Origin of the sequence: Kribbella solani, from assembly GCF_014205295.1 — a bacterium.
In the GTDB taxonomy this organism is placed as follows: domain Bacteria; phylum Actinomycetota; class Actinomycetes; order Propionibacteriales; family Kribbellaceae; genus Kribbella; species Kribbella solani.
Window position 1 is genome coordinate 1,433,203 of sequence record NZ_JACHNF010000001.1, and the last position, 20,625, is coordinate 1,453,827.

23 protein-coding genes and 1 riboswitch are annotated in these 20,625 nt (G+C 68.3%); of the genes, 10 read left to right on the forward strand and 13 right to left on the reverse strand.

The window, feature by feature from the left end; all coding sequences use genetic code 11:
- Position 1 precedes the first annotated feature (1 nt).
- Positions 2-955: a VWA domain-containing protein gene (locus HDA44_RS06245; RefSeq protein ID WP_184832102.1), complete on the reverse strand. Its 954-nt coding sequence runs from the start codon at positions 953-955 to the stop codon at positions 2-4.
- A gap of 251 nt (positions 956-1,206) precedes the next feature.
- Between HDA44_RS06245 and HDA44_RS06250 the strand changes: the two genes are divergently transcribed.
- The gene (locus HDA44_RS06250) at positions 1,207-2,244 is read left to right on the forward strand and encodes a zinc-binding dehydrogenase (protein ID WP_184832103.1); all 1,038 of its coding nucleotides are present in this window, start codon (positions 1,207-1,209) and stop codon (positions 2,242-2,244) included.
- 21 nt (positions 2,245-2,265) lie between these two features.
- Here the strand turns inward: HDA44_RS06250 and HDA44_RS06255 are convergent, their stop codons facing one another.
- Positions 2,266-3,063: a hypothetical protein gene (locus HDA44_RS06255; RefSeq protein ID WP_184832104.1), complete on the reverse strand. Its 798-nt coding sequence runs from the start codon at positions 3,061-3,063 to the stop codon at positions 2,266-2,268.
- A 207-nt stretch (positions 3,064-3,270) separates the two neighbouring features.
- Between HDA44_RS06255 and HDA44_RS06260 the strand changes: the two genes are divergently transcribed.
- From HDA44_RS06260 to HDA44_RS06275, 4 genes are all read left to right on the forward strand, one after another.
- Positions 3,271-3,747, forward strand: coding sequence for a ribonuclease H family protein (locus HDA44_RS06260; protein WP_238352374.1), 477 nt, complete (start codon positions 3,271-3,273; stop codon positions 3,745-3,747).
- Between the two features lie 43 nt (positions 3,748-3,790).
- Positions 3,791-3,856: riboswitch (guanidine-III (ykkC-III) riboswitch) on the forward strand.
- Positions 3,857-3,868: 12 nt separating this feature from the next.
- On the forward strand, positions 3,869-4,183 hold the full coding sequence (locus tag HDA44_RS06265; protein ID WP_184832105.1) for a DMT family transporter: 315 nt from the start codon (positions 3,869-3,871) through the stop codon (positions 4,181-4,183).
- A gap of 1 nt (position 4,184) precedes the next feature.
- Positions 4,185-4,520, forward strand: a complete 336-nt coding sequence (locus tag HDA44_RS06270) for a DMT family transporter (RefSeq protein ID WP_184832107.1) — start codon at positions 4,185-4,187, stop codon at positions 4,518-4,520.
- 52 nt (positions 4,521-4,572) lie between these two features.
- Complete coding sequence (locus HDA44_RS06275; RefSeq protein WP_184832109.1) at positions 4,573-5,604, forward strand: hypothetical protein; 1,032 nt, start codon at positions 4,573-4,575, stop codon at positions 5,602-5,604.
- Here the strand turns inward: HDA44_RS06275 and HDA44_RS06280 are convergent.
- Genes HDA44_RS06280 through HDA44_RS06290 form a run of 3 tightly spaced genes read right to left on the reverse strand, consistent with a single transcriptional unit; the run spans position 5,601 to position 8,720 of the window.
- Positions 5,601-6,428, reverse strand: coding sequence for an amidohydrolase family protein (locus HDA44_RS06280; protein ID WP_184832111.1), 828 nt, complete (start codon positions 6,426-6,428; stop codon positions 5,601-5,603). The genes HDA44_RS06275 and HDA44_RS06280 overlap by 4 nt on opposite strands.
- A gap of 29 nt (positions 6,429-6,457) precedes the next feature.
- Positions 6,458-8,011: an AAA family ATPase gene (locus HDA44_RS06285; protein ID WP_184832113.1), complete on the reverse strand. Its 1,554-nt coding sequence runs from the start codon at positions 8,009-8,011 to the stop codon at positions 6,458-6,460.
- Between the two features lie 31 nt (positions 8,012-8,042).
- Positions 8,043-8,720, reverse strand: a complete 678-nt coding sequence (locus HDA44_RS06290) for a class I SAM-dependent methyltransferase (protein ID WP_238352376.1) — start codon at positions 8,718-8,720, stop codon at positions 8,043-8,045.
- Between the two features lie 71 nt (positions 8,721-8,791).
- Between HDA44_RS06290 and HDA44_RS06295 the strand changes: the two genes are divergently transcribed.
- Complete coding sequence (locus HDA44_RS06295; protein ID WP_184832115.1) at positions 8,792-10,030, forward strand: ROK family transcriptional regulator; 1,239 nt, start codon at positions 8,792-8,794, stop codon at positions 10,028-10,030.
- Here the strand turns inward: HDA44_RS06295 and HDA44_RS06300 are convergent.
- Genes HDA44_RS06300 through HDA44_RS06325 form a run of 6 tightly spaced genes read right to left on the reverse strand, consistent with a single transcriptional unit; the run spans position 9,969 to position 15,187 of the window.
- Entirely contained in the window at positions 9,969-10,907 is a 939-nt protein-coding gene (locus HDA44_RS06300; RefSeq protein WP_184832116.1) for an aldo/keto reductase, read from the reverse strand. The genes HDA44_RS06295 and HDA44_RS06300 overlap by 62 nt on opposite strands.
- Positions 10,904-11,776 carry a TolB family protein gene (locus HDA44_RS06305; RefSeq protein ID WP_184832117.1) on the reverse strand — a complete coding sequence of 291 codons (873 nt, stop codon included), beginning with the start codon at positions 11,774-11,776 and terminating at the stop codon, positions 10,904-10,906. Before HDA44_RS06305 ends, HDA44_RS06300 begins: the two co-directional genes overlap by 4 nt.
- A 12-nt stretch (positions 11,777-11,788) precedes the next feature.
- Positions 11,789-12,154: a tautomerase family protein gene (locus HDA44_RS06310; RefSeq protein WP_184832118.1), complete on the reverse strand. Its 366-nt coding sequence runs from the start codon at positions 12,152-12,154 to the stop codon at positions 11,789-11,791.
- Positions 12,155-12,164: 10 nt separating this feature from the next.
- Positions 12,165-12,953, reverse strand: a complete 789-nt coding sequence (locus tag HDA44_RS06315) for a carbohydrate ABC transporter permease (protein ID WP_184832119.1) — start codon at positions 12,951-12,953, stop codon at positions 12,165-12,167.
- Entirely contained in the window at positions 12,946-13,839 is an 894-nt protein-coding gene (locus HDA44_RS06320) for a carbohydrate ABC transporter permease (RefSeq protein ID WP_184832120.1), read from the reverse strand. Before HDA44_RS06320 ends, HDA44_RS06315 begins: the two co-directional genes overlap by 8 nt.
- A complete protein-coding gene (locus tag HDA44_RS06325) occupies positions 13,817-15,187 on the reverse strand; it encodes an extracellular solute-binding protein (protein ID WP_184832121.1) in 1,371 nt (456 codons plus the stop codon). The genes HDA44_RS06320 and HDA44_RS06325 overlap by 23 nt, the downstream gene beginning before the upstream one ends.
- A gap of 192 nt (positions 15,188-15,379) precedes the next feature.
- Here HDA44_RS06325 and HDA44_RS06330 point away from each other — a divergent pair, with 192 nt between their 5' ends.
- Positions 15,380-16,552 (forward strand): ROK family protein, encoded by a 1,173-nt coding sequence (locus HDA44_RS06330; RefSeq protein WP_184832123.1) that lies wholly within the window; start codon positions 15,380-15,382, stop codon positions 16,550-16,552.
- On the opposite strand, the gene HDA44_RS06335 is transcribed toward HDA44_RS06330, so the two are convergent.
- Positions 16,500-17,234: an alpha/beta hydrolase gene (locus HDA44_RS06335; protein ID WP_184832125.1), complete on the reverse strand. Its 735-nt coding sequence runs from the start codon at positions 17,232-17,234 to the stop codon at positions 16,500-16,502. The two genes, HDA44_RS06330 and HDA44_RS06335, sit on opposite strands and share 53 nt — an antisense overlap.
- Before the next feature lie 81 nt (positions 17,235-17,315).
- Between HDA44_RS06335 and HDA44_RS06340 the strand changes: the two genes are divergently transcribed.
- Entirely contained in the window at positions 17,316-18,209 is an 894-nt protein-coding gene (locus tag HDA44_RS06340; RefSeq protein WP_184832127.1) for a LysR family transcriptional regulator, read from the forward strand.
- 31 nt (positions 18,210-18,240) lie between these two features.
- Here HDA44_RS06340 and HDA44_RS06345 read toward each other — a convergent pair whose 3' ends face one another.
- Complete coding sequence (locus HDA44_RS06345; RefSeq protein ID WP_184832129.1) at positions 18,241-18,882, reverse strand: TetR/AcrR family transcriptional regulator; 642 nt, start codon at positions 18,880-18,882, stop codon at positions 18,241-18,243.
- Between the two features lie 94 nt (positions 18,883-18,976).
- Between HDA44_RS06345 and HDA44_RS06350 the strand changes: the two genes are divergently transcribed.
- A complete protein-coding gene (locus HDA44_RS06350; RefSeq protein WP_184832131.1) occupies positions 18,977-19,915 on the forward strand; it encodes an NADP-dependent oxidoreductase in 939 nt (312 codons plus the stop codon).
- A 27-nt stretch (positions 19,916-19,942) separates the two neighbouring features.
- Positions 19,943-20,623: an SDR family NAD(P)-dependent oxidoreductase gene (locus HDA44_RS06355; protein WP_184832133.1), complete on the forward strand. Its 681-nt coding sequence runs from the start codon at positions 19,943-19,945 to the stop codon at positions 20,621-20,623.
- Positions 20,624-20,625: the final 2 nt, after the last annotated feature.

Sequence of the window (20,625 nt, forward strand, 5' to 3'; positions counted from 1 at the left end):
CTCAGGGGAAGCGGGTGGCGGTGGCGATCGAGGCGGCGCCGGCCAGGAACGTGAGCAGCATCGCGATACCGGCGAACCGGGACGTGATCTCCTTGTCCTGCTTGTCGTAACCGACCGACGAGCCGATGTCCTTGTACACGTCGTCGAGCTGCCCGGCCGACTGCGCGGTGTACGCGTGACCGCCGGTGATGCCGGCGATCTGCTCCATCTCGCCGCGATCCGGTGGTACCCGCTGGCGGATGCCGTCCATCTCGATGTACCCGGAGTCGGTGCCGAAGGTGATCGTGTACACCGGCACGTTCTTCGCCTTCGCCGCGGCGGCCGCCTCCTGGATGGTCCGGCCGACGGTCCGTTTGCCGTCCGACTCGAGCACGATCCGGGCCGGCGCGGGCTCGGTCGGGTGATCCGGGTCCGGCGGTACCTGAGTGATCGCCTGCAGCGCGGCGAAGATGCCTTCGCCGGTGCCGGTCGACTCGGCCAGTTGCAGGCCGTCGATCGAGCGCATCACGACGGCCCGGTCGGTGGTCGGGGGCACGACGATGGTGGCCGTACCGGCGAACGCGACCAGGGCGACGTTGAACTTCTTCGGCAGCCGGCTGATGAAGCTCTTCGCCGACTTCTTCGCGGCCTCGAGCCGGCTCGGTTCGATGTCGTTGGCCATCATCGACAGCGACACGTCGATGGTCATCACGATCGTGGCGCGCTCCCGCGGTACCTTCACCACGCTGCTCGGCCGGGCGAACGCGACCACCGACGACGCGGCCGCGAGCAGTACGAGGCCGACCGTGAGATGGCGCCGCCACTGCGGACGGCGCGGCACGACCCGATCGATCAGCGCGATGTTGGTGAACCGCGCGGCGTACGTCGCGCGGCGGCGGCGCAGCACCAGGTACGCGGCGACGGCCGCCGGCACAAGCACCAGCAGCCACAACCGCCCAGGGTCCAGGAAGCTCATCGCCCGCGGTCACCGCAACCGGCGCCCGCCACGATCATGTCGGCATCCCGCCACCGCAACTCATGGTCCTGCCACTGTAACCCCGGCCGGCGAAGGAGGTACTGGCAATACCTGGATCACCAGGGACTCCCACCGCACCGGATGCGCGCGTTCACTGATACCCCAACGGCCAAACCCTCCACGTCGCCGAAGGCAACCTTCTCGAAGGCGTGTACGAAGCACGTCTCCCGACCGGATACTGAGGAATTCTGATGCGTGCCACCTATCTGTACGGCGCCGGTGACGTCCGCGTGATCGACGTGCCGGACCCGATCGTCAAAGAGCCGACCGACGCGATCGTGCGGGTCGTACGGGCCTGTGTCTGCGGGTCGGATCTGCACCCGTACCACTCGATGCCCGCGACCCCGGGAGGGACCTCGATCGGGCACGAGTTCGTCGGCATCGTCGAAGACGCCGGGGCCGAGGTCCGCTCGGTGAAGGCGGGCGACTTCGTGATCGCGCCGTTCGCCTGGTCCGACGGTACGTGCGACTTCTGCCGTGAAGGTCTGCAGACGTCGTGCCGGCACGGCGGGTTCTGGAACTCGGGCGAGGTTGGCGGCGGGCAGGCCGAGGCCGTCCGGGTGCCGCTCGCTGACGGGACGCTGGTCGCGGTTCCGGTCGAGGAGAACAGTCCGCTGGTGCCGTCGCTGCTGACCCTGTCCGACGTGTACGGGACCGGGTACCACGCCGCGATCAAGGCGCACGTCGGCCCGCGTACGACGGTGACTGTGGTGGGCGATGGTGCGGTCGGCCTGCTTGCGGTTCTGGCCGCGCGGCAGCTCGGTGCGGAGCAGATCATCTTGATGGGGCGGCATGCCGCTCGTACTGACCTCGGCCGCGAGTTCGGTGCCTCGGAGGTCGTCGCCGAGCGTGGCGAGGAGGGCATTGCCCGTGTACGTGAGCTGACCGGCGGTGACGGTACGCACGTCGTACTGGAAGCGGTGGGTCACATGCCCGCGTACGACCAGGCGGTCGGCGTCGTGCGTGCGGGTGGTGTGATCAGCCGGGTCGGCGTACCGCAGTACGACGATGCGCCGGTCGGGTTTTCGAGCTTGTTCGGCCCGAACATCACGCTCACCGGCGGGCCGGCGCCGGCCCGGGCGTACATCGAGACGCTGCTACCTGGCGTACTCGACGGCAGCGTGAACCCGGGCCGGGTCTTCGACCTGGAGCTCCCGCTGGCCGGCATCGCCGACGCCTACCGCGCGATGGACAACCGCGAGGCACTCAAGGTCATCATCCGCCCCTGACGTGGACGCCCGGGGCCGCTGTCAGGTACCGGAGCGGCTCGCGCCGAGGGTGGCCTTCGCCTTGTCGGCGGCGGTCGTCATCGCACCTTCGAGGTCCTCCGGCAGGCCGGCAACGACGGTGATGGCCAGCAGCACGTCGTCGATGCCTGTGGTGGACATCGTGATCTCCAGGCCGTCCATCGACCCGCCACTCGCGCTGAACCGGACCGCGACCGGATCGGTCCCGGCCTTCGGCGCCGACACCTCGCGTACGTTGATGGTGGACCGCCCTTGACCGGCGATCGTCAGCGTCATCGAGCGGCATCCGGCGATCGCCTTGCGGAACGACTGCTGGAACGCGCCGACCGCCGCCTTCGACCCGAGCGCGTCCAGGCTTTCGTCGACGAACGGACCCTGCTCGCCGCCGGAGTACGACCGGCCGGCCGACGCCTTGGAGCCGGGCAGCTTGTCGGCGTTGGTCAGCGCGACCAGCCGCGCGCACTTCGGGTCCTTGGACGAAACCTTCACCCCGGACCCGTCGTCGCCGGCATCGGTGTCGATCGCGAACCCGGCGGGCAGATCCGTCAACGCGAGTAACGCCTTGGTCAGCTCGGCCGCGGTGCGCGCCGGCACGCTCGGCGCCGCAACCGAAGGACTGGGTGGCGGGGTCGCGACGGTAGGAGTCGAAGAGGTGGACGGGGTGCTCGGCGTGGGGGAGGAGCTGCTCGGGGACGCTCCGGCCGCATCGGTAGCTGCCTTGTCCGAACCACCCGAGCAACCACTGACGACCAGCACCACGGCCGCACCGGCGACGGCAACAGAACGACGAACTCTCGACATCTTGGGCTCCTCAGGTTCTCGGGCAGGTGACAGCACATCGCCGACCAGACTTCCCGGCACACCTGAAAGCACCGCCCCGTACGGGTACTTGTCCGGTAAATCGCGGTGCCGCCCACTCGCGTTACAGCAGTCACCGGATCGTGACCTCCACCCCGGGACGGGTACGCTTCGTGTGCTCCCGGCCCGGCGGAGTAAGGTTTCGGTCTTATGCCTGCTCCTCGTACGCGTCGTCCGCGCCCGCCCGACATGACCATCCCGAGCGGAGCGCGCTCGGTGTTCACCGACGGTGCCTGTTCGGGCAATCCTGGCCCCGGTGGCTGGGCGTGGGCGCTGTCGAAGACCGAGTTCGCCTCCGGTCACGAGGCCGTCTCCACGAACCAGCGGATGGAGATCCGCGCCGCCCTGGAGGCCGTCCGCGCCAACGACGGTCCGCTGCTGGTCGTCTCGGATTCCACGTACGTCGTCAACTGCTTCCGCGACCGCTGGTACGCGGGCTGGCTCGAGCGCGGCTGGACCACGTCCGCGAAGAAGCCGGTCGCGAACCGGGACCTGTGGGAGCCGCTCGTGGAGCTGGTCACCGTCCGCGGCGACGTCGCCTTCCAATGGGTAAAGGGCCACTCCGGCCACGAAATGAACGACTACGTCGACAAACTGGCCGTCGCTGCCTGTACGGGTCTGCGGTGAGGATTGTCACCAGCTGAGCGGCTCCGGCTCTCGTACACTGATGGTGGGACCTGTTGATCGGGTCCGCGGACGAGGGAGCCGTACCCGCCCACGACAAGACGGCCACGAATAGGTGGTCGTGATGGCATGGCTGGTGCTTGTCCTGGCCGGCGTCCTGGAATCGGTCTGGGCGACGGCGTTGTCGGAATCGAAGGGCCTGACGCGTGTACGCCCCGCGGTGCTCTTCGTGGTGTCGCTGGCGCTTTCGATGGCCGGTCTGGCGTGGGCGATGAAGACGCTGCCCACCGGCACGTCGTACGCGGTCTGGGTCGGCATCGGCGCGACCCTGACCCTGCTCTGGGGTTTCAAAACCGGCAAGGACCGGGCCACCTGGACCAAGTCCTTGCTCCTGGTCCTCCTGGTCGGCTCGATCGTCGGCCTCAAGGTGGTGAGCTGACATGCCGTGGATCGTTCTGCTGATCAGCGCGGTCTTCGAGTCCGTCTGGGCCACCGCCCTGGGCGAATCCGCCGGCCTGACCCACCTGACCCCGACCATCATCTTCTTCGTCGCCCTGACGATCAGCATGGCCGGCCTCGGTTGGTCCGCCAAGCACATCCCCATCGGCACCGCGTACGCCATCTGGGTGGGCGTAGGCGCCGCGCTGACCGTCCTGTACGCGACCATCGCCAACCACGAACCCATCTCGGCCCTGAAAGTCCTCTTCCTCACCGGCATCATCGCCGCCGTCATCGGCCTGAAACTGGCCCCCGGCAAAGCGACCGAAGAAGGCTGATCGTCGTGAAGTAGTTCCGGTATGGACCCTTTGCTCGGTGAGAATGGCCGGCATGGCGAAGGTGGAACGCAGGTTTTCGTGGGGTTGGCTGGTTGTGGTGCTTGCCGTCTTGGTTGCCGGGGGCTACATCTGGTGGTCGCGGCAGGATCACCGGGAACGCGCCGCGCTGGGACGGGTCGTGCGGGCGGGGGCGTTTACTTCCGGTCAGGTGATCACGGTGATGACGCCGGCGGGCAAGGTGACCGTGCGGGTGGCGGATCGGGTGCGTGAGCTGCCGGAGGGTGCCGACGTCCGGGCGAGCGACCTGCGGGCGCCCGCGGAGGGCAGCTTCGTCGGGGTCAGGATCGATGCGGCGGAGCTGAGCCGGCCGATCCTGCGGACCGCGACGGCCACCGAGGTGAAAGTGCCCGAGCTCACTCTCGTTGCCGACGGCCACCGTTATCCGCTCGGCAGCCTGCGCCCGGGCCGGGCGGACTCGCTCAGCGGCTTGTCCGGCACCAGATCCGGGTACGTCGCCGTGGCGGGGACGAAGGGCCCGGCGCAGCTCGAGGTCGCCTTCGACGGTGAGCGCGGCAGCTTCGGGCTCTGGGACGGCGGGACCGATCCCGGCCGGTTCGGGAGCTCGGAGGAGCCGCCGTACCCCGCCGACAAGGTGACCTGCGACGAGCCCAGGACGATCTCACCGGCGTACGCGCTGCAGGACATGCGGTTGTCCGCCTGCCGCTACGCCAGCGTACGAGCCGCGTACGTCACCGGCCTCGGCTGGGCCGCGCCGGGCAAGGACTGGCTGGCCGTCGCCGTCGGCCTGAAGCCGAAGGTCGTCGTGGCTCCCGGCAGCGCCGTCTACGGTCCGGTCGGCAGTCCGGTCATGACCTATGTCTTCGGCGCGAACACGAAACCCACCGCCACCAATTCGCCTCGCGGTGCGACGCCGATCCTGTTCACCGCAATCCCGACCAGCGCCAACCTCACTCTCACCGCCAGCGTCCGCTACACCGCGACGCAGGAGGATTGGGCGGCAAAGGCGAACCACAGTCCCAAGTCCCTTGCCATCGCCGCAACCTGGATCCTCCCGGTCGCCTAGCCCTGGTGGTCAGCCGCCAGCAACCGGCGCAGGTTCGCGCCGTAGATGCCGGTCCGGTCGGCGATCGGCAACGCCCGCAAGGGCGGGAGCGCGATGGTCTGTTCGTACGTCATGTGCCCGAGGGCGGGGGAGAAGTCGCTGCCCCAGAGCAGCCGGTCGGCGCCGGCGGCCGCAAGCAGCCAATCCATCCAGGCCAGGCTCGCCGCCGACGGGTCCTGGTCACCAGGTCGCGCGCAGGCGTAGGTTCCGGACAGCTTGACCCAGCAGGGGTGGTTGAGGACGAGGTCGCGAGTGGCGGCCAGTCGGTCGGAGTCCGGAGCCGGCGCGACCCCGGGCAGACCGAGGTGGCTGAGCAAGATCCTCGCCCCCGGATGCCTGCCGGCCAGCTCGGCGATCGTGGCGTGGGTCGCTGCCGGCGCGTTGATGCTCAGCAGCGCGGAACGCGCACCTGCCAGCGCGAAGATCTGGTTCGCCCAATCCTTCCAGCCGGCTGATGCGCATTGGCCGGGATCGACGTACACCGAGATCCCGGCGTATCCACGGTCCAGCAGGGCGGCTGCATGATCCGGGTCCGTGGATTCGTCGACGTACATGACGGGGTGGAGCCAATTGCGACCGTCGGCCAGGCCCAAGATGTACGCGTTGTTGCCGGCGAACCTCGCATCACCTTCGTAACCGATGACGAGGGCGTCCTCGATGCCGTACGTGGTCCGGATGCTCTCGTACTGAGCCAGCTCGCCTTCCGGGTGACGCTGACGCAGCTCGTCGCTGAACGAGTTGGCGAAGAGATGGATGTGCGCGTCGGCCAGTCGTAGCGAGGTCACCATGAAGACCGCCCGTCGAGTGGAAGCGGCTATTTGTAGAGGCCCGCGTGCTTCGACGCGATTGTCTGCAGTACGTCGATGAGTTCGTGGGCCGACTCCTCGATCTCGGCGCGGGAGAAATCCGGGCCGTGGTACCAGGCGCAGATGTCCGCGATGAGCTCACCCTTCAGCTCGCCCTGCTCCAGCCAGTCGGCGCCGCGGGATCGGGCCGTCTCGATCGCGGTGACGCGGTCGCTGAAACGGGATGGGTAGTACTGCTCGATGGCCGGCTGCTCGAACGTGATGAAACGATCCGGCGGCCACCGGGTGAAGGTCGTGGCCAGCTTGGTGGCCGCCCGCTGTCCTGACTGGTCGCCGTCGACGAGTACCCAGGCGCGCGGCTCCGGCTCCGGGTCGTCCGACTTCTGGACGAACAGCATGAAGCGGCGCAGATCCTCGAACGTCCGCTGTACTTTGCCGGTTCCGCCGGCGGCGAGTACGCGGAAGCCGGCCAGCTTGGGCACGAACTCCGGGATCAGGATCTCGCGGAAGAACCGTTCGGCCGTACTCTCCTCGAAGATCAGCCAGCCGACCGGCGCGCTGACGTCGTACCCGAGGTCGGCGAGTGCTTCGCGGCGTTCGATGGCGCTGCCGAGCCGCGTGTACGTGGTGGTCGGCACGCCGTCGGCGGACGGGGCCTGCGTGGTCCGGTAGATGACCGCGTCGGTCGCGGAGCCGAGCGTTCGGAGGACGACATCGCTGTGCGTCGAGACCACGACCTGGTACCCGTGGTCGGTGACGGCCTCCAGGATCACGTTGAGGAGTTCGTGCAGCGCTTCGGGGTGCAGGTCGTTCTCGGGCTCTTCGAGCAGCAGGACGCGGCGGCCGGGGCTGGCGAGTTCGGCGAGGATGGTGATGACGCCACTCACGCCTTCGCCCATGCGGTCCAGCGAGACACCCTGGTACTGATTGAGCTGGAACCCGGGTTGCTGGCCGTTGTCGGTCGCGTACGTACCGATGGACGCGCCGTCACCGAGCACCCGCTTGACGAGCTGACGAAATCGCTGGCCTGCGGCGTGCTCGCCGGACAGCGAGCTGATCAAGGCGGTCAGATCGTGATCGGTCACCGCAACACTTCTCGAACGGGCCGCGTCGACGCTGGAGTCATACGCGCTCACCTTGCGGCGGGAGAAGACCGGTACAAACAGATGATTCGGACGCGCAGAAGGCATTGCAGCGGCTTGAGTGGCAGCTCGGCCATTGTTCCAGACAAGAAGACTGCTGACACTCTGCGCCGCCTCGACCTTGAACGCCAGATCGGCCGGTACGGTTCCCTGACGGCCCTGGCTGCGGTAGTAGGCATCCAGCACGGGCGGGGCGTACGGGGCTGCCACTTCCATGACAACTTTGGACGATTGATAGCTGAGCAGTCGGCGGTCCCCCGTGGAGAATCGTGCACCGCCCTGCGCCAAGTACATTGCTCTGAGCAGGGCTGACTTGCCGGAGTTGTTGCGGCCGATCAGTACCGTGACCGGGCCGAGTTGCAGTGGGCCGGAGGTGTCGATGGAGCGGTACGCGTCGACGCTGACCGACTTGATGATCACTGACGGGCTCCCGGTCGGAGGGCGGATCGTGTCATTCGGGTTTGGTCCAGGCGATCGTGTGGCGGAAGCCGAGCCGGTGCCGCATCTCGGCGCCCGGCATCACGTCGTCGACGAGCCCGCGCAGTTCGTCGAAGGACTGCGCCGGGTCCTGGACGGGGAAGGGCGGCGGCTGTTTGCCCGCCGGGCTCGGCCAGGGGTGTTTGACGTACCCGATGACGGGGTTGGTCACCGCCGACGCGAGGTCCCAGGCGTGATCGCGGAGGTTCCGCGGCGTCGCGAGGCCGACGGCGAGGAACTTGCCGCCCGGGGCGAGCAACCCGCGTACCTCCCGCAAGGCCTTCGTGACGTCGAGGTGGTGCAGCACCGCGATCATCGTCACGAGGTCGAACGGGGCGCCTGGGCTCGCGGTCCAGTCGACGGACTCGACGGCGACGTTGGCCAGGCCGCTGCAACGTCGCGCGGCCTCTTCGCGCATGGTCGCGTCGGCGTCGGCGCCGTGGACGCTCGCGAAGTGTGGCGCGAGCGAGGCCAGCAGTTCGCCGCGCCCGCACCCGACGTCGAGCGCCGACTGCCGTCGCTCGGGGAGGTTCGCGAGAATCCAGCTGTGGAAGTGATCGTTGTGACTCCACGGGTGCCGCGCGTTCAGGCTCTCCATCGTCGCGAGCACGGTCCCGTTGGCGAACGTCGCCGCCCATCGTCGTAAGGCCATGCCGGCCATTCTGCCCTGCTGGTGACGGCGTAGGTTACTAACCTGATGTAAGAAATGCGGGAGGGAGCCGGATGGCTGGGAACGTCGGTCGGCCGAGCGCGGCGGAGACCTCGGATGCGATTCTCGGTCTGATCCGTTCGATCGGTTCGGTGAGCCGTACGGAGCTCGCGACCTCTACCGGCCTGACCGGCGCGACGATCACCCGGGTCGTACGGCAACTGCTCGATGCCGGCCTGATCGTCGAAGGCGGGCAGGCGGCCCGTTCGGCGCCGGGGAAACCGCGGACCCTGTTGCGGATCAACGGCCGGGCACGCAGCGCCGTCGGCGTCTCGCTGGACTATCTGCGGACGAGCTACGTGCTGGTGGATCTGGACGGAACGCTGATCGCTCGGCAAGTCAGCAAGGGGGCCGGGAGCAGGCGGCCGGCGGAGGTGACGGCGCAGCTCGTCGAGGAGGCCCACCGCCTGGTCGGCCAGGCCGGTATGGGCGGCAACGCGCTGCGCGGAATCGGAGTCGCGGTGGCCGGCCATCTGAACGTCCGCGAGCTGGCCTACCGGCTGAACCCACGGACGCATTACTGGCGGCAGTACGACCTGGAGTCCGCGCTCCGATCGATGACGTCGGCACGGGTACTGGTCGAGAACGACTCGACCTGCGCCGCGGTAGGGGACTTCTGGCTGGGCCGGTATCCCGAGTCGACGAACTTCGCGACGGTGTACATGGCGACCGGTTTCGGTCTCGGGCTGATGATCGACGGCAAGCCGTACCGCGGCAGCTCGGCGCTGGCGGGGGAGATCAGTCACATGGTCGTCGACCCGTCCGGCCGGGAGTGCGCCTGCGGCCGGCGGGGTTGCCTGCACACCATCGCCGCGGCGGAGTCCCTGGTGGAACACGCGCTGGCCAACCCGGATCTGGTGTCTCGGCTCGGGCTGAAGGGCAGTCCGCGTTCGCTGCGGGCAGACTTCAACCGGCTCGCGAACGCCGTACCCACCGACCCCGACGCGGCCGCCCTGATCCGAACCTCGGCGGAGGCCCTCGCGTCCGTCATGGTTTCGGTCACCAACCTCCTCGACCTGGAGCGCGTAACGCTGGCCGGACCGGGCTTCGCCGCCGCGGGTGACGTGTACGCGGACGTACTGCGGCACGAGTTCGAGAACCGCGCCTTGTCCCGTGGACGGCACCCGATCCACGTCGAACTGTCCACCCACGGCGACGATGTAGCGGCGCTCGGCGCCGCGAGTCTGGTACTCAGCTCGGGTGTTGCTCGATCCAGCGTTGGGCATCGGGGCGGAGGTCGTTCAGGCGGCTGAGTAGCTCGGTCGGGAGGTTCGCCGCCAGGGACTGGATGAGTTGGTCGACTCGGGTGGGCTTGCTGATGCCGGCGACGGTGGCGGTGATGGCCGGGTTGTCGACCGAGTGCCGGAGCGCGGCGGTGGCCAGGTCGATGCCGTACTCCTGACATGCCTTGTCCATTTCGGCGACGGCGGCGAGCAGTGCGGCCGGGGCGTCCCGATAGGCGTACTTCGTCGCGCCCGCCGGGTTCGCGAGGATGCCGCCGCCGTACACGGCCGCGTTCACCACCGCGATGCCGTCCGCGCGCGCCCGGTCGAAGATGCCCTGCGCCGAGTGGTCGACCAGGCTCCACCGGTTGTGAACCAGTAGCACCTCGAACCCACCAAGGTCCAGGTAGCGGGACAGTTCGCGGGTATCACCGCCGGCCAGCCCGACGTGCCCGATCTCGCCGTCGGCGCGCAGCTGCATCAGGGTGTCGACGGCGTCGCGCATGGTGTCGAAGTCGTGGAATTCCGGGTCGTGCAGATACACCAGTGGCAGGTCGTCCAGCCCGAGCCGTTCTTTGCTCTCGGCAACACTCGCGCGGACGCGGGCGCCGGAGTAGTCGCCGTCGCGGGCGTCGACCTTCGTGGCGACCAGGAAGTCGTCGGGCAGTCCGCCGTACTCGGCGATGGCCTGGCCGATCCGGGTCTCGCTGGCGCCGTCGCTGTAGCCGTTGGAGGTGTCGATCCAGCGGATCGGGCTGTCCAGGAGCCGGAGCACGACGTCGACTGCCTGCCGGACCGGCACGTCGTACCCGAAGACCGCCGGCATGCCGCCGATGCCGCTGCCGCCGGCGCAGACCGCGGTCACGGTCAGCCCGGTCGAGCCCAGCGGCCGCAAGAAGCCCGTCATGAGGCGACTGGGTAGGAGACGAAGGCGAACCGCTCGTTGTCCGGCGACCAGCTGTTCACGTTGATGGTGCCCTGACCGCCGAAGAGCGGATAACGCTGCAGCGGCACCGACCAGTCGGCCGTCGCCACTACCCGTACTTCGACGTCGAGATCGGCCGGATGCCCGAGCGTACCGGCCGGGAAGGAGATGTACGTCGCGTGCCGCGCGTCCGGCGCGACGTGCGGGAACCAATCGACGGTGTCGCTGGTGACGAGCCGCTTGGTCGTACCGCCGGAGTCCGCGATCCGCGCCAGCTGGGCGTGCCCTGGCGTACTGGTGAAGGTCTCGGTGTTGAAGTAGATCCACTTCCCGTCCGCGGACCACTCCGGCCCGTCGAGGTGACCGGCGCCGGTGTCGACGATGGTCGGCGATCCGTTCGGCGCGATGATCGCGAGGCGGCCCGGTTCGGCGAACGTGCTGATCTCGACGTACGCCAGCCGCTGTCCGTCCGGCGCGACCCCGTGCAGGAAGTGCCACTTGCCGTCGTCGGGCGTGACCCGCTGGACGGCGCCGCCGGTGAGCGCGCCGCGGTAGATGTGGCCGTCCATGGCGGAGAGGTAGATGTGCTCGCCGTCGGGGTCGAGGACGTGGTCGTTGTTGATATCGGGCAGGTCGTCGTACTCGATCCGGCTGAGGCCGGGGGTGGCGACGTCGAGGCGCCAGAGGGCGCCGTTCCCGTTGACCAGGAGCGCGGAGCCGTCGAGCGACCAGTTCGGCGCCTCGATCAGTAGGTCGGAGGTCTCGAAGAGGAGCTCCGGCTCGGTCCGGCCGGGGCCGCCGATCCAGACCTGGGACCGTTGTCCGGTGGCGAGGGTGCGGTAGTTCGGCACGTGCTCAGCCTTTCAGTTGACGGGCTCGGGGGCGTACCAGGTGGCGTGCTGGCCGACTTCGTTGATCACGAGCAGAAGGTTGTCACGCTTGATGCCGAGCGCGGACACCTCGTCGACAATAGCGGCCATCGTGGCCTGCTTCTGGGCGTCGCTGTAGCCCTTGCTGGCGACGAGTTCGATGAAGACGATGTCGTCGCGCTGCTGGTTCGGGAAGGTCGGCGAGTAGACGAGTTCGCCCGGCTCGTGCAGCCGGAAGATCTGGAACAGGTCGTCCGCGGGCATCTCGAAGCCGGTCACCATTCCGCGCAGGATGGCGGCGCTGATGTCCGCCATTCGCGGCTCGAGGGAACGGTGCATGTCGATGCGTGCGTGGGGCATGGAAGTCCTTTCACTTGAGTGCGCCGGCCGCGAGGCCGCGCTCGAAGAAACGCTGGAAGCTGATGTAGGCGATCACCACGGGTAGCGCGGTGAGCACCGCGGCGGCGAGTACCTTGGTCTGGTCGTTGTTGTACTTGCCGACGAAGTACTGCGGAACGAGCGTGATCGTCTGGTGCTCTGGTGTCTGCAGGAACAGCAGCGGGAACAAATAGCCGTTCCACGAGCTGATGAAGACGAGCACGACGATCGCGGCGACGATCGGGCGCGTGAGCGGCACGATGATGTGCAGGAAGATCTTCCAGGTCACCGCGCCGTCCACCCGGGCGGCCTCGATGAGCTGGCTCGGAATGCCGTCCATGAAGTTGCGGGCGAGCAGCACGCCGAACGGGATCTGTAGCGCCGCCGCCGGGATGATGACGGCCCACAAGGTGTTGTAGGCGCCGGCCGCGGTGACCGTGGCGAACAGCGGCGCGAGCAGTACCACTTCCGGCAGCGTCAGCGCCGCGAGCAGCATCCAGAAGTAGATCTCCTTGCCGCGGATCGCCAGCTTCGAGAACCCGAAGGCCGACGTCAGCGTGCAGAGCAGTACGAGCGCGATGACGCCGACCGAGATCAGCGCGCTGTTCAGGAAGAACCGGGGGAGCAGGTCGAGGGACAGTACGGTCCGGTAGTTTCCCCAGCCGAGCCCGGCGAGCGATCCGCGCACCATCGCGACCAGCGGGAACACGAACGGTACGACGAGCAGCGTGAGGATCACCTGCGCGATGACGACGTGCCGGCGGAGCCGGAGGTCAAACATGCTTCTCCTTGCCTGCCGCGTTCAGAATGATCGCCATCGTGAGCGCGAGGACGAGCAGCACGATCGACAGCGCCGCGCCGTACCCGACCTGTCCGAGCGCCACGCTGACGCGATAGATCTGGGTGCCGAGGAACTCGGTGGAGTACGTCGGTCCGCCCTGCGTGATCAGGAACGGGATGTCGAAGGTCTTGAGCGAGCCGATCGCGGTCAGGATCGCGATCGCCAGCGTCGTACCGCGGACGCCGGGCCAGACGATGCTGGTGATGACCCGGAGGCTGCCGGCACCGTCGAGCCGGGCCGCCTCCAGGACGTCGTCGTCGATCTGGCTGACGGCCGCGTAGTACAGCACGAACACGACGCCGGTGGACTGCCAGATCGCGACCGACGCCACGATCAGGAAGGCCGCCGTACCGTTGGCCAGCCAGGCGTAGTCGAAGCCGCTGAGGCCGAGCGCGCGCAGGATCTCGTTGAGCTGACCGTCCGGCGCGTAGATCTGCCGGAACACCGGTGCCGCGGTCGCCGGCGCGATCACGACCGGGATGAAGATCAGGACCTTGTACACGCCGCGCAGCCGGACCCGGGAGTGCAGGATGACGGCGAAGGTCAGCCCGAGGAACACCTGCACCGAGAACGTCATCACGAAGAAGACCGCGGTGTGCGCGAGCGACCGCCGGACGATGGGATCGCTGATCAGCTGGCTGTAGTTGCGCAGTCCGACGAAGAGCCGTTCCGGACTCGCGCCGTCCCACTTCGTCATCGAGATGAAGCCGGTGTAGCCGATGCAGTAGTACAGCACGCCGACGGACAGGATCAGTGCCGGAACGATCCACGCGAACCCGGAGCTGCGCCGTGATCGCAGCATCTCAGCCCGAGACCGGGTTCGCATCGAAGACCTTCTGTACGCTCGCCGCTGCCTGCTCCGGCGATTGCTTGTGGGTGAGCACGGCCTGGTTGGCGTCGAGCAGCGCCTGCACGTTGACGGCCGGCAGCAGCCCGGTACGCGACTCGGTGGTTTCGGCGGCCTGCTTGTAGAGGTCGACCAGGAGCGGCTTCTGTACCGTTGGGTTGACCAACTTGATCGAATCCCAGTCGGCGGTCACGCCCTTGAGCGTCGGCAGCGAGTCGACGTTGTTCGACACGGCCGCCTGGCCTTCCTTGCTCCCGCCCAGCCAGAGCGCGAAGGTGGTGGCGGCGTTGCGGACCTTCGACTTCGCGTTCACTGCCTGGGCCGCGTCCGGGTCGGCGAAGACCGTACTCGGGTTGCCCTTGCCTGCGACGTCCGGGAAGGCGATCGGGGCGATGGTGATCTTCGGGGTGTTCGCCGGTACGCCCGCTCCGGCGAGCGCGGCCTGCAGGCTGTCGACGGTCGCGTACTGGGCGTACCAGGAACCCATCTGGACCATCGGGACCTTGCCGGACAGGAACGCATTGTTCACGTCCGGGTACTGCTGGATGCCGACCGCGCCGGGGTCGAGAATGCCGGCGCCCTCCAACTGGCCGAAGATCCGGTACGCCTCGACGATGCCGGGGTCGGTCCATTTGGCCTCGCCGTGTGCGGCCTTGAGGAACAGGCCGGGCTGCACGCTGTTCACGATGCTGTGGAACGTGTCGACGTCGAAGCCCGCGCCGGCGCCTTCCTTCAGGCAGCCGAGCCCGTTGGCCCGGAACGTCTTGCAGACCTGAGTCCATTCGGCGAGCGTCTTCGGCGGCTTCAGGTGGTACTTGTCGAACAGCCCCTGGTTGATCCACATGTTGCCTGCGGCCACTTTCGCCCAGGGGAACGCGGCCAGCTTGCCGTCCTTGCTGAACGCCTTGGTGCTCTGCTCGTCGACCTTCGACTGCCAGTCCTTGCCGAGCAGTTCCTCGGTCTTCGGCGTCAGATCGAGCGCGTACGAGGCGAAGACGCCGACCGCGCCGGTCGTACCGCTGGCCGAGACGGTGAAGACGTCCGGCCCGTCCTCGGAGGCGAGCGCGGGCCGCAGTACGGCGGTGTAGTCGTTGTTCGGGACCTTCTTGTAGATCACCTTGATGTTCGGGTACTGCCGGTTGAACGCGGCGATCTCCCGCTCGGCGAGATCGTTGTCCGGGGTCCAGCTCCACCAGTGCACGGTGCCTTCGTTGGCCGGACCACCGTCGCCGGCGGCCTTCGAATTGCCCGCGCAGCCCGCGAGCACGAGTGCCGGAACGCCTGCCAGCGCAAGGATTCGGGCGATGAGTGAGTGACGGCGCACCACGGTCGGACCTCCCTGGATCTTGAACCCTGCTGTTTCGAGGAGCGTAGGATCGATCCGGGAACTTAGCAATAGTAGGTTGCGAAAGTTATTATGAGTTCGCCGCTGGTGACGAGTAGCGGACAATGAGGGACGAGATCCGGACGACAGGGAGGTTCGACGGTGGCGCGCAGTCCGTTCAGAGGTGGGACGGCGGTGGAGACGGTAGGAGCGATCCTGGATCTGATCCGCTCCGGCGGCACCGTCAGCCGGACCGAGCTGATCGAGCAGACCGGGCTGACCGGCGCGTCGATCACGAAGATCGTTCGGCAGTTGCTGGACGACGGTCTGGTCGTCGAGACCGGCTCGGGTGACTCGACCGGCGGCAAACGCCCGACGCTGCTCCAGCTGAACCCCGCTGCCCGGGTGGCGATCGGTGTTTCACTGGACGAGGACCGGGTCACGTACCTCGCGGTGAACCTGGGCGGGCAGGTGGTCGCCCGAAGCTCGTCCAAGGGCACCGGAAGCCGGAAGCCTTCGGAGGTGGCGCCGCGGATGGGGGAGGAGATCGCCGCGTTCGTGGAGTCGTTGGAGCTGGACGCGGTGGTCGGGATCGGCGTGGGGATTCCCGGCCGGCGGGACACCGCGTGGTTCGACGCGACCGCCTGGGAGCACCGCGCGCTCGAGGACGCGCTGATGCAGGCCACCGGCCGGAAGGTGATGGTGGAGAACGACTCGACCTGCGCGGCGATCGGCGAGTACTGGGTCGGGCGGATGGCTTCGACCGACGACTTCGCGACGGTGTACATGGCCAGTGGGTTCGGGTTCGGGCTGATGATCCAGGGCCAGACCTATCGTGGCTCCGCTGCCAACGCGGGCGAGCTCGGCCACGTGCTGGTCGACTCGCACGGCGAGCCGTGTATCTGCGGGCGGCGCGGCTGCCTGCATGCGATGGGCGGCATGGTCCGCATCGTCCAGCTCGCCCTGCTGGACGAGGATCTGGCGACGGAGCTGCGGCTCCGCGGGACCGCCCGGACGACACATGCGGACTTCGATCGGATCGCCCGGGCCGCGGTGAAGGGTGACGATCGGGCCGGCGCCTTGATCAGGCAGTCGGCGCGGTACCTGGCCTCGGCCGTTGTGTCGGTCAACAATGTTCTGGACCTGGATCAGCTGATCCTGGCCGGTCCGGGTTTCAGCCTGGTCGGCGAGATCTATGCCGAGGCGGTTTCGGAACGCCTGTCCCAGGACAGTTGGTCGCGCACGGCGACGACCGTACGCGTCGGCCTGTCAGGCCTCGGTAACGACGTCGCCGCGATCGGCGCCGCGACCCTCGTCATGCACTCCGAGCTGACCCTCCAGAATCGCCCGCGCCGGAATCGGGACTAGCCGCGTAGCCGTCGAGGAGCTCGGCCAGCTCGGTCGGGCGGCTGAGTGAGACGCAGTGGCTGGCGGCGATCTCGTTGGGAGTGACGCCAAGGCGCTCGATCGCGAGTTTGCGCAGGAAGTCCGGCGGGAAGCAGCGGTCCTCGGTGCACAGCACGAACCTGGTCGGGATGTCCGGCCAGGCCCGCATCGGCCACGGCTCGGTGCGCCCGGCCGGCGACGGGTGTTCCCGCGACCGGCGCATCGCTTCGTCGGCGAGTTCGCGGGGTACGTCGTGGAGGAAGCCGACGTACGGATCGTCGCTTCCGGTCAGACCGCCGTCGAGTGCTGCCTGTGCTTTCACCGCCTCGGTGTAGCCGGTGTTGCGTCCCCAGTCCGCCGGTGACTCACCGGGCGCGGGGATCATCGCGGCCACGAGTACCAGTTGCTTGGCCGCGAGGCGATCGGCGACCATCGGCGCGGTGTACCCGCCGAACGAATGCCCGACGACGATCACGTCATTCTGGTTGCCGACGGCCTCGATTACCGCGTCGGCGTAGTCGGTGAAGGTGGCGGACTCGTCGCCCGGCAGATCCGGGGTCAGCACCTCGTGACCCCGGCCCCGGAGCTCGTCGGCCACCAGGTGCCAGGACCATCCGACGTCGCCGCCGCCGTGGATCAACACATACGTACTTTTGCTGGTCATGGCTCAACCCTAAGGCGACGCTTGAATCACGAAAAGCGATGATTCACGATCATTTCGATCGCCGATGCTTATGATGTGTGGATGGCGGACGTCGAACTGCGGTACCTGCGGACCATGGCGGCGATCGCCGACGAAGGCACCTTCGGGTACGCCGCGGCCAGGCTCGGGTACACCCAATCGTCGGTGAGTCAGCAGATCGCCGCGCTGGAGAAGGCCGTCGGTGGCCAGGTCTTCGACCGGCCGGGCGGGCCGAGGCCTGTGCGGATCACACCGCTCGGCGAGGTGGTACTCGCCCACGGCCGCGAGCTGCTCGCGAACGCGGAAGCACTGACCAACGCCGTCGATCGTTTCCGGGCGGGCAACGGCCGGATCGACATCGGCACCTTCCAGAGCGTGTCGAACCTGATCCTGCCGACCATCATCCGCCGCCTGCTCGACGAGCATCCCGGCTGCGACATCAGGCTGTCCGAGGTCACACCGGACGATCCGCGAATCGGCGAGCTCGACCTGCTGTTCCACGACGGCCCGGTCGAGGGTGACGTCGAGCGTGTGAAGCTCTTCGACGAGCCGTACCTCCTGGTGGCCGGCGCGGGCACGTTCCCCGCCGGCCCCGTCCGGACGAAGCTGCTGGACGACGCCCCGATGGTCGGCTGGCCCCTGACCTACCACCAGCGCTGGCTCGAACGAACCCTCGCCCACGCCGGCGCCCACCCACGCTTCGTCTTCCGCACCACAGGCCACGAAACCATCCTGTCCATGGTCCGCACCGGCATCGGCTGCGCCGTCCTGCCCTGGCTGGCCCTCCACGGAGCAGACGCCTGGTCCGACAACGCCCTGACCATCCACCCCCTGAAACCGTCCCCCTCCCGAGAACTCTCCCTGTACTGGCCGTCCGCCCGCACCGAGTCCCCTCTGACCCGGCGAACCCGAGAAATCGCCCTTGAGGTAGCCCACGACCTCGGCCGCCAGATCTAGCAGTCACCCGGCGCGGCGGTGCTTCGGCGGGTTAGGTGCCGCGGCGGCCGGAGTGGAGCATTGCTCGGTAGAGCGCGGTGGGAGTCGGTGCGGCAGGTAGGGGTGGGAGGTCGGCTTCGGGGGTGCCGTATGCGCGCAGCATGTGGCCGACGAGGCGGCGCCACGTGTCGGGTGCGTCGTCGCCGGTGGCTGCGACGACGCCGGCGTTGGCCATCAGGAGGATGACTAGGTCCTCGGGGCTGAAGTCGGCGCGCAGCCGGCCGGTGGCTTTCGCTCGGGCGACCAGTTCGACGTACCCGTTGTACGCCTCGGTCCGCCGGGCCTCGAGTGCTTTCGCCGCCGGGAAGGTCATCGCCAGGACGTCGGCGAATCCGCGGTCGGCGGCCTGCATCGCGCAGACGGCCTCCAGGTAGCCGGTGAAGCCGTGCCATGGGTCCGGGTCGGTGAGTGCCTGGCCGACCGCGGCGGCGTACGCGTCCATCCGATCGGCGAAGACCGCGGTGACGAGCTCGTCGCGGGTCGCGAACCGGCGGGACAGGGTCGCCTTGCCGACGCCTGCCTCGCGCGCGACCGACGCCATCGAGACGGCGAGGCCCTCGGTCGCGTACAGGCGGCGCGCGGCGGCGAGGATGCGATCGCGGTTCCGCTCGGCGTCGGCACGCAGCTCGTTCATGTCCACAGTCTAGCTAACTAGAACGCACGGCCCACTTGTGGCTATGCTGGAGCTGGAAACGGGTAGGCCGTTCCACTTATGAAAGGTGATGGACATGCGCGCCGTACTCCTCGACTCCACCCCCTCGACCCCCGCGATCGGCGAGGTGGAACGCCCGCGCCCGGTCGCGGGCGAGCTGTTGGTGAAGGTCGCGGCCTCGTCGGTGAACGGGTTCGATGCCGCCACGGCCGCCGGGTATCTGCAGGGAATGATGGAACATCGGTTCCCGCTGGTGGTCGGGATGGACTTCGCCGGGACCGTCGAGGCGGTTGGCGACGGCGTACTCGGGTTCGCCGTCGGCGACGCGGTTTTCGGCGTGGCGCGTAGGCCGTTCCTGGGCGCCGGCTCGATGGCGGAGTACGTGACCGTACCGGCCGGTGCCGGCGTCGCGGCGATCCCCGCCGGTCTGCCGGTGGCGCACGCCGGCGCGCTGGGCCTCGCCGGGTCGGCGGCACTGGACGCCGTCACCGCGGTGAACCCGGCGGCGGGGGAGACGCTGCTGATCTCGGGCGCGACAGGCGGGGTGGGCGCGCTGGCGGTTCAGCTCGCCGCCGGTCGAGGCGTACGGGTGATCGCCACCGCGCGCCCCGGCGCCGAAACCGACTTCGTCTTGGGACTGACCGGGACGAAGGTGTATCCGGTCGACTACACCGCCGACCTGGAGTCCCAGGTACGCGCCGTCGCGCCCGACGGGGTCGACGCCGTGCTGCACCTCGCGGGCGACCCCGAGCAGTTGGCCGGCCTGCTGCGTCCGGGCGGGCGGCTCGCCTCGACGCTCATCCCCGGCGCGGACGCGATCGCCCGCGCGGACATCGACGTACACGCGGTGATGGCCGACACCAGTACACAAACCCTGTCCGACCTCGCCACACGGGTCGCGGCGGGGGACCTGCGCGTTCCGATCACGTCCACCTATGCACTCCACGAGGCACCGGCGGCGTTCGCCGCCTTCACAACCGGTGCCCTCGGCAAGCTTTCGATCACCTGCCCGTAAACCCAGCAAAAGAAGGAATTCTGAATCGTGTCCACTATCGCTGTCATCGGCGCTGGATCAGGTCTGGGTCTCGCGATCGCCCGTACCTTCGGCCGCCGCGGCTTCGACGTCGCGCTGATCGCGCGTACGCCGGAGAAGCTCGATATCCTGGTCGACCAGCTCGGCCAGGAAGGCATCAAGGCCGCCGCGTTCCCGGCCGACGTGATGGATCGGTCATCCCTGACCGCCGCCCTCGAGCGCGCGGCGGCCAGGTTCGGCGGCATCGACGTACTGGAGTACTCACCGGCACCGCACACGCCGGTATCCGGCTTGACCATGGTCACGCCGAGCGAGACGACCGTCGACGACCTACAGCCTCAAGTCGAGTACAACCTCTACGGCGCCGTCACCGCGGCCCGCGCCGTGCTCCCCGCGATGCGCGAGGCCGGAGCCGGTACCCTGCTGTTCACCACTGGCGGCGGCTCGGTCAACCCGATCCCAATGCTCGGCAACGTGAACGCCGCGGCCGCCGCGCTCCGCAATTGGGTTCTGAACCTGCACAACGAACTGAGCGGCACCGGCGTGTACGCCGCCCACGTGGCCATCAGCACCTGGATAGGAGCCAACGCGCCGGAAGGCTTCCCCTCGGCCAGCCCAGAGCAGATAGCCCCGATCTATTGGATGCTCCACGAGGAGCGATCCCACCCCGAACATATCTTCACCGGATAGGT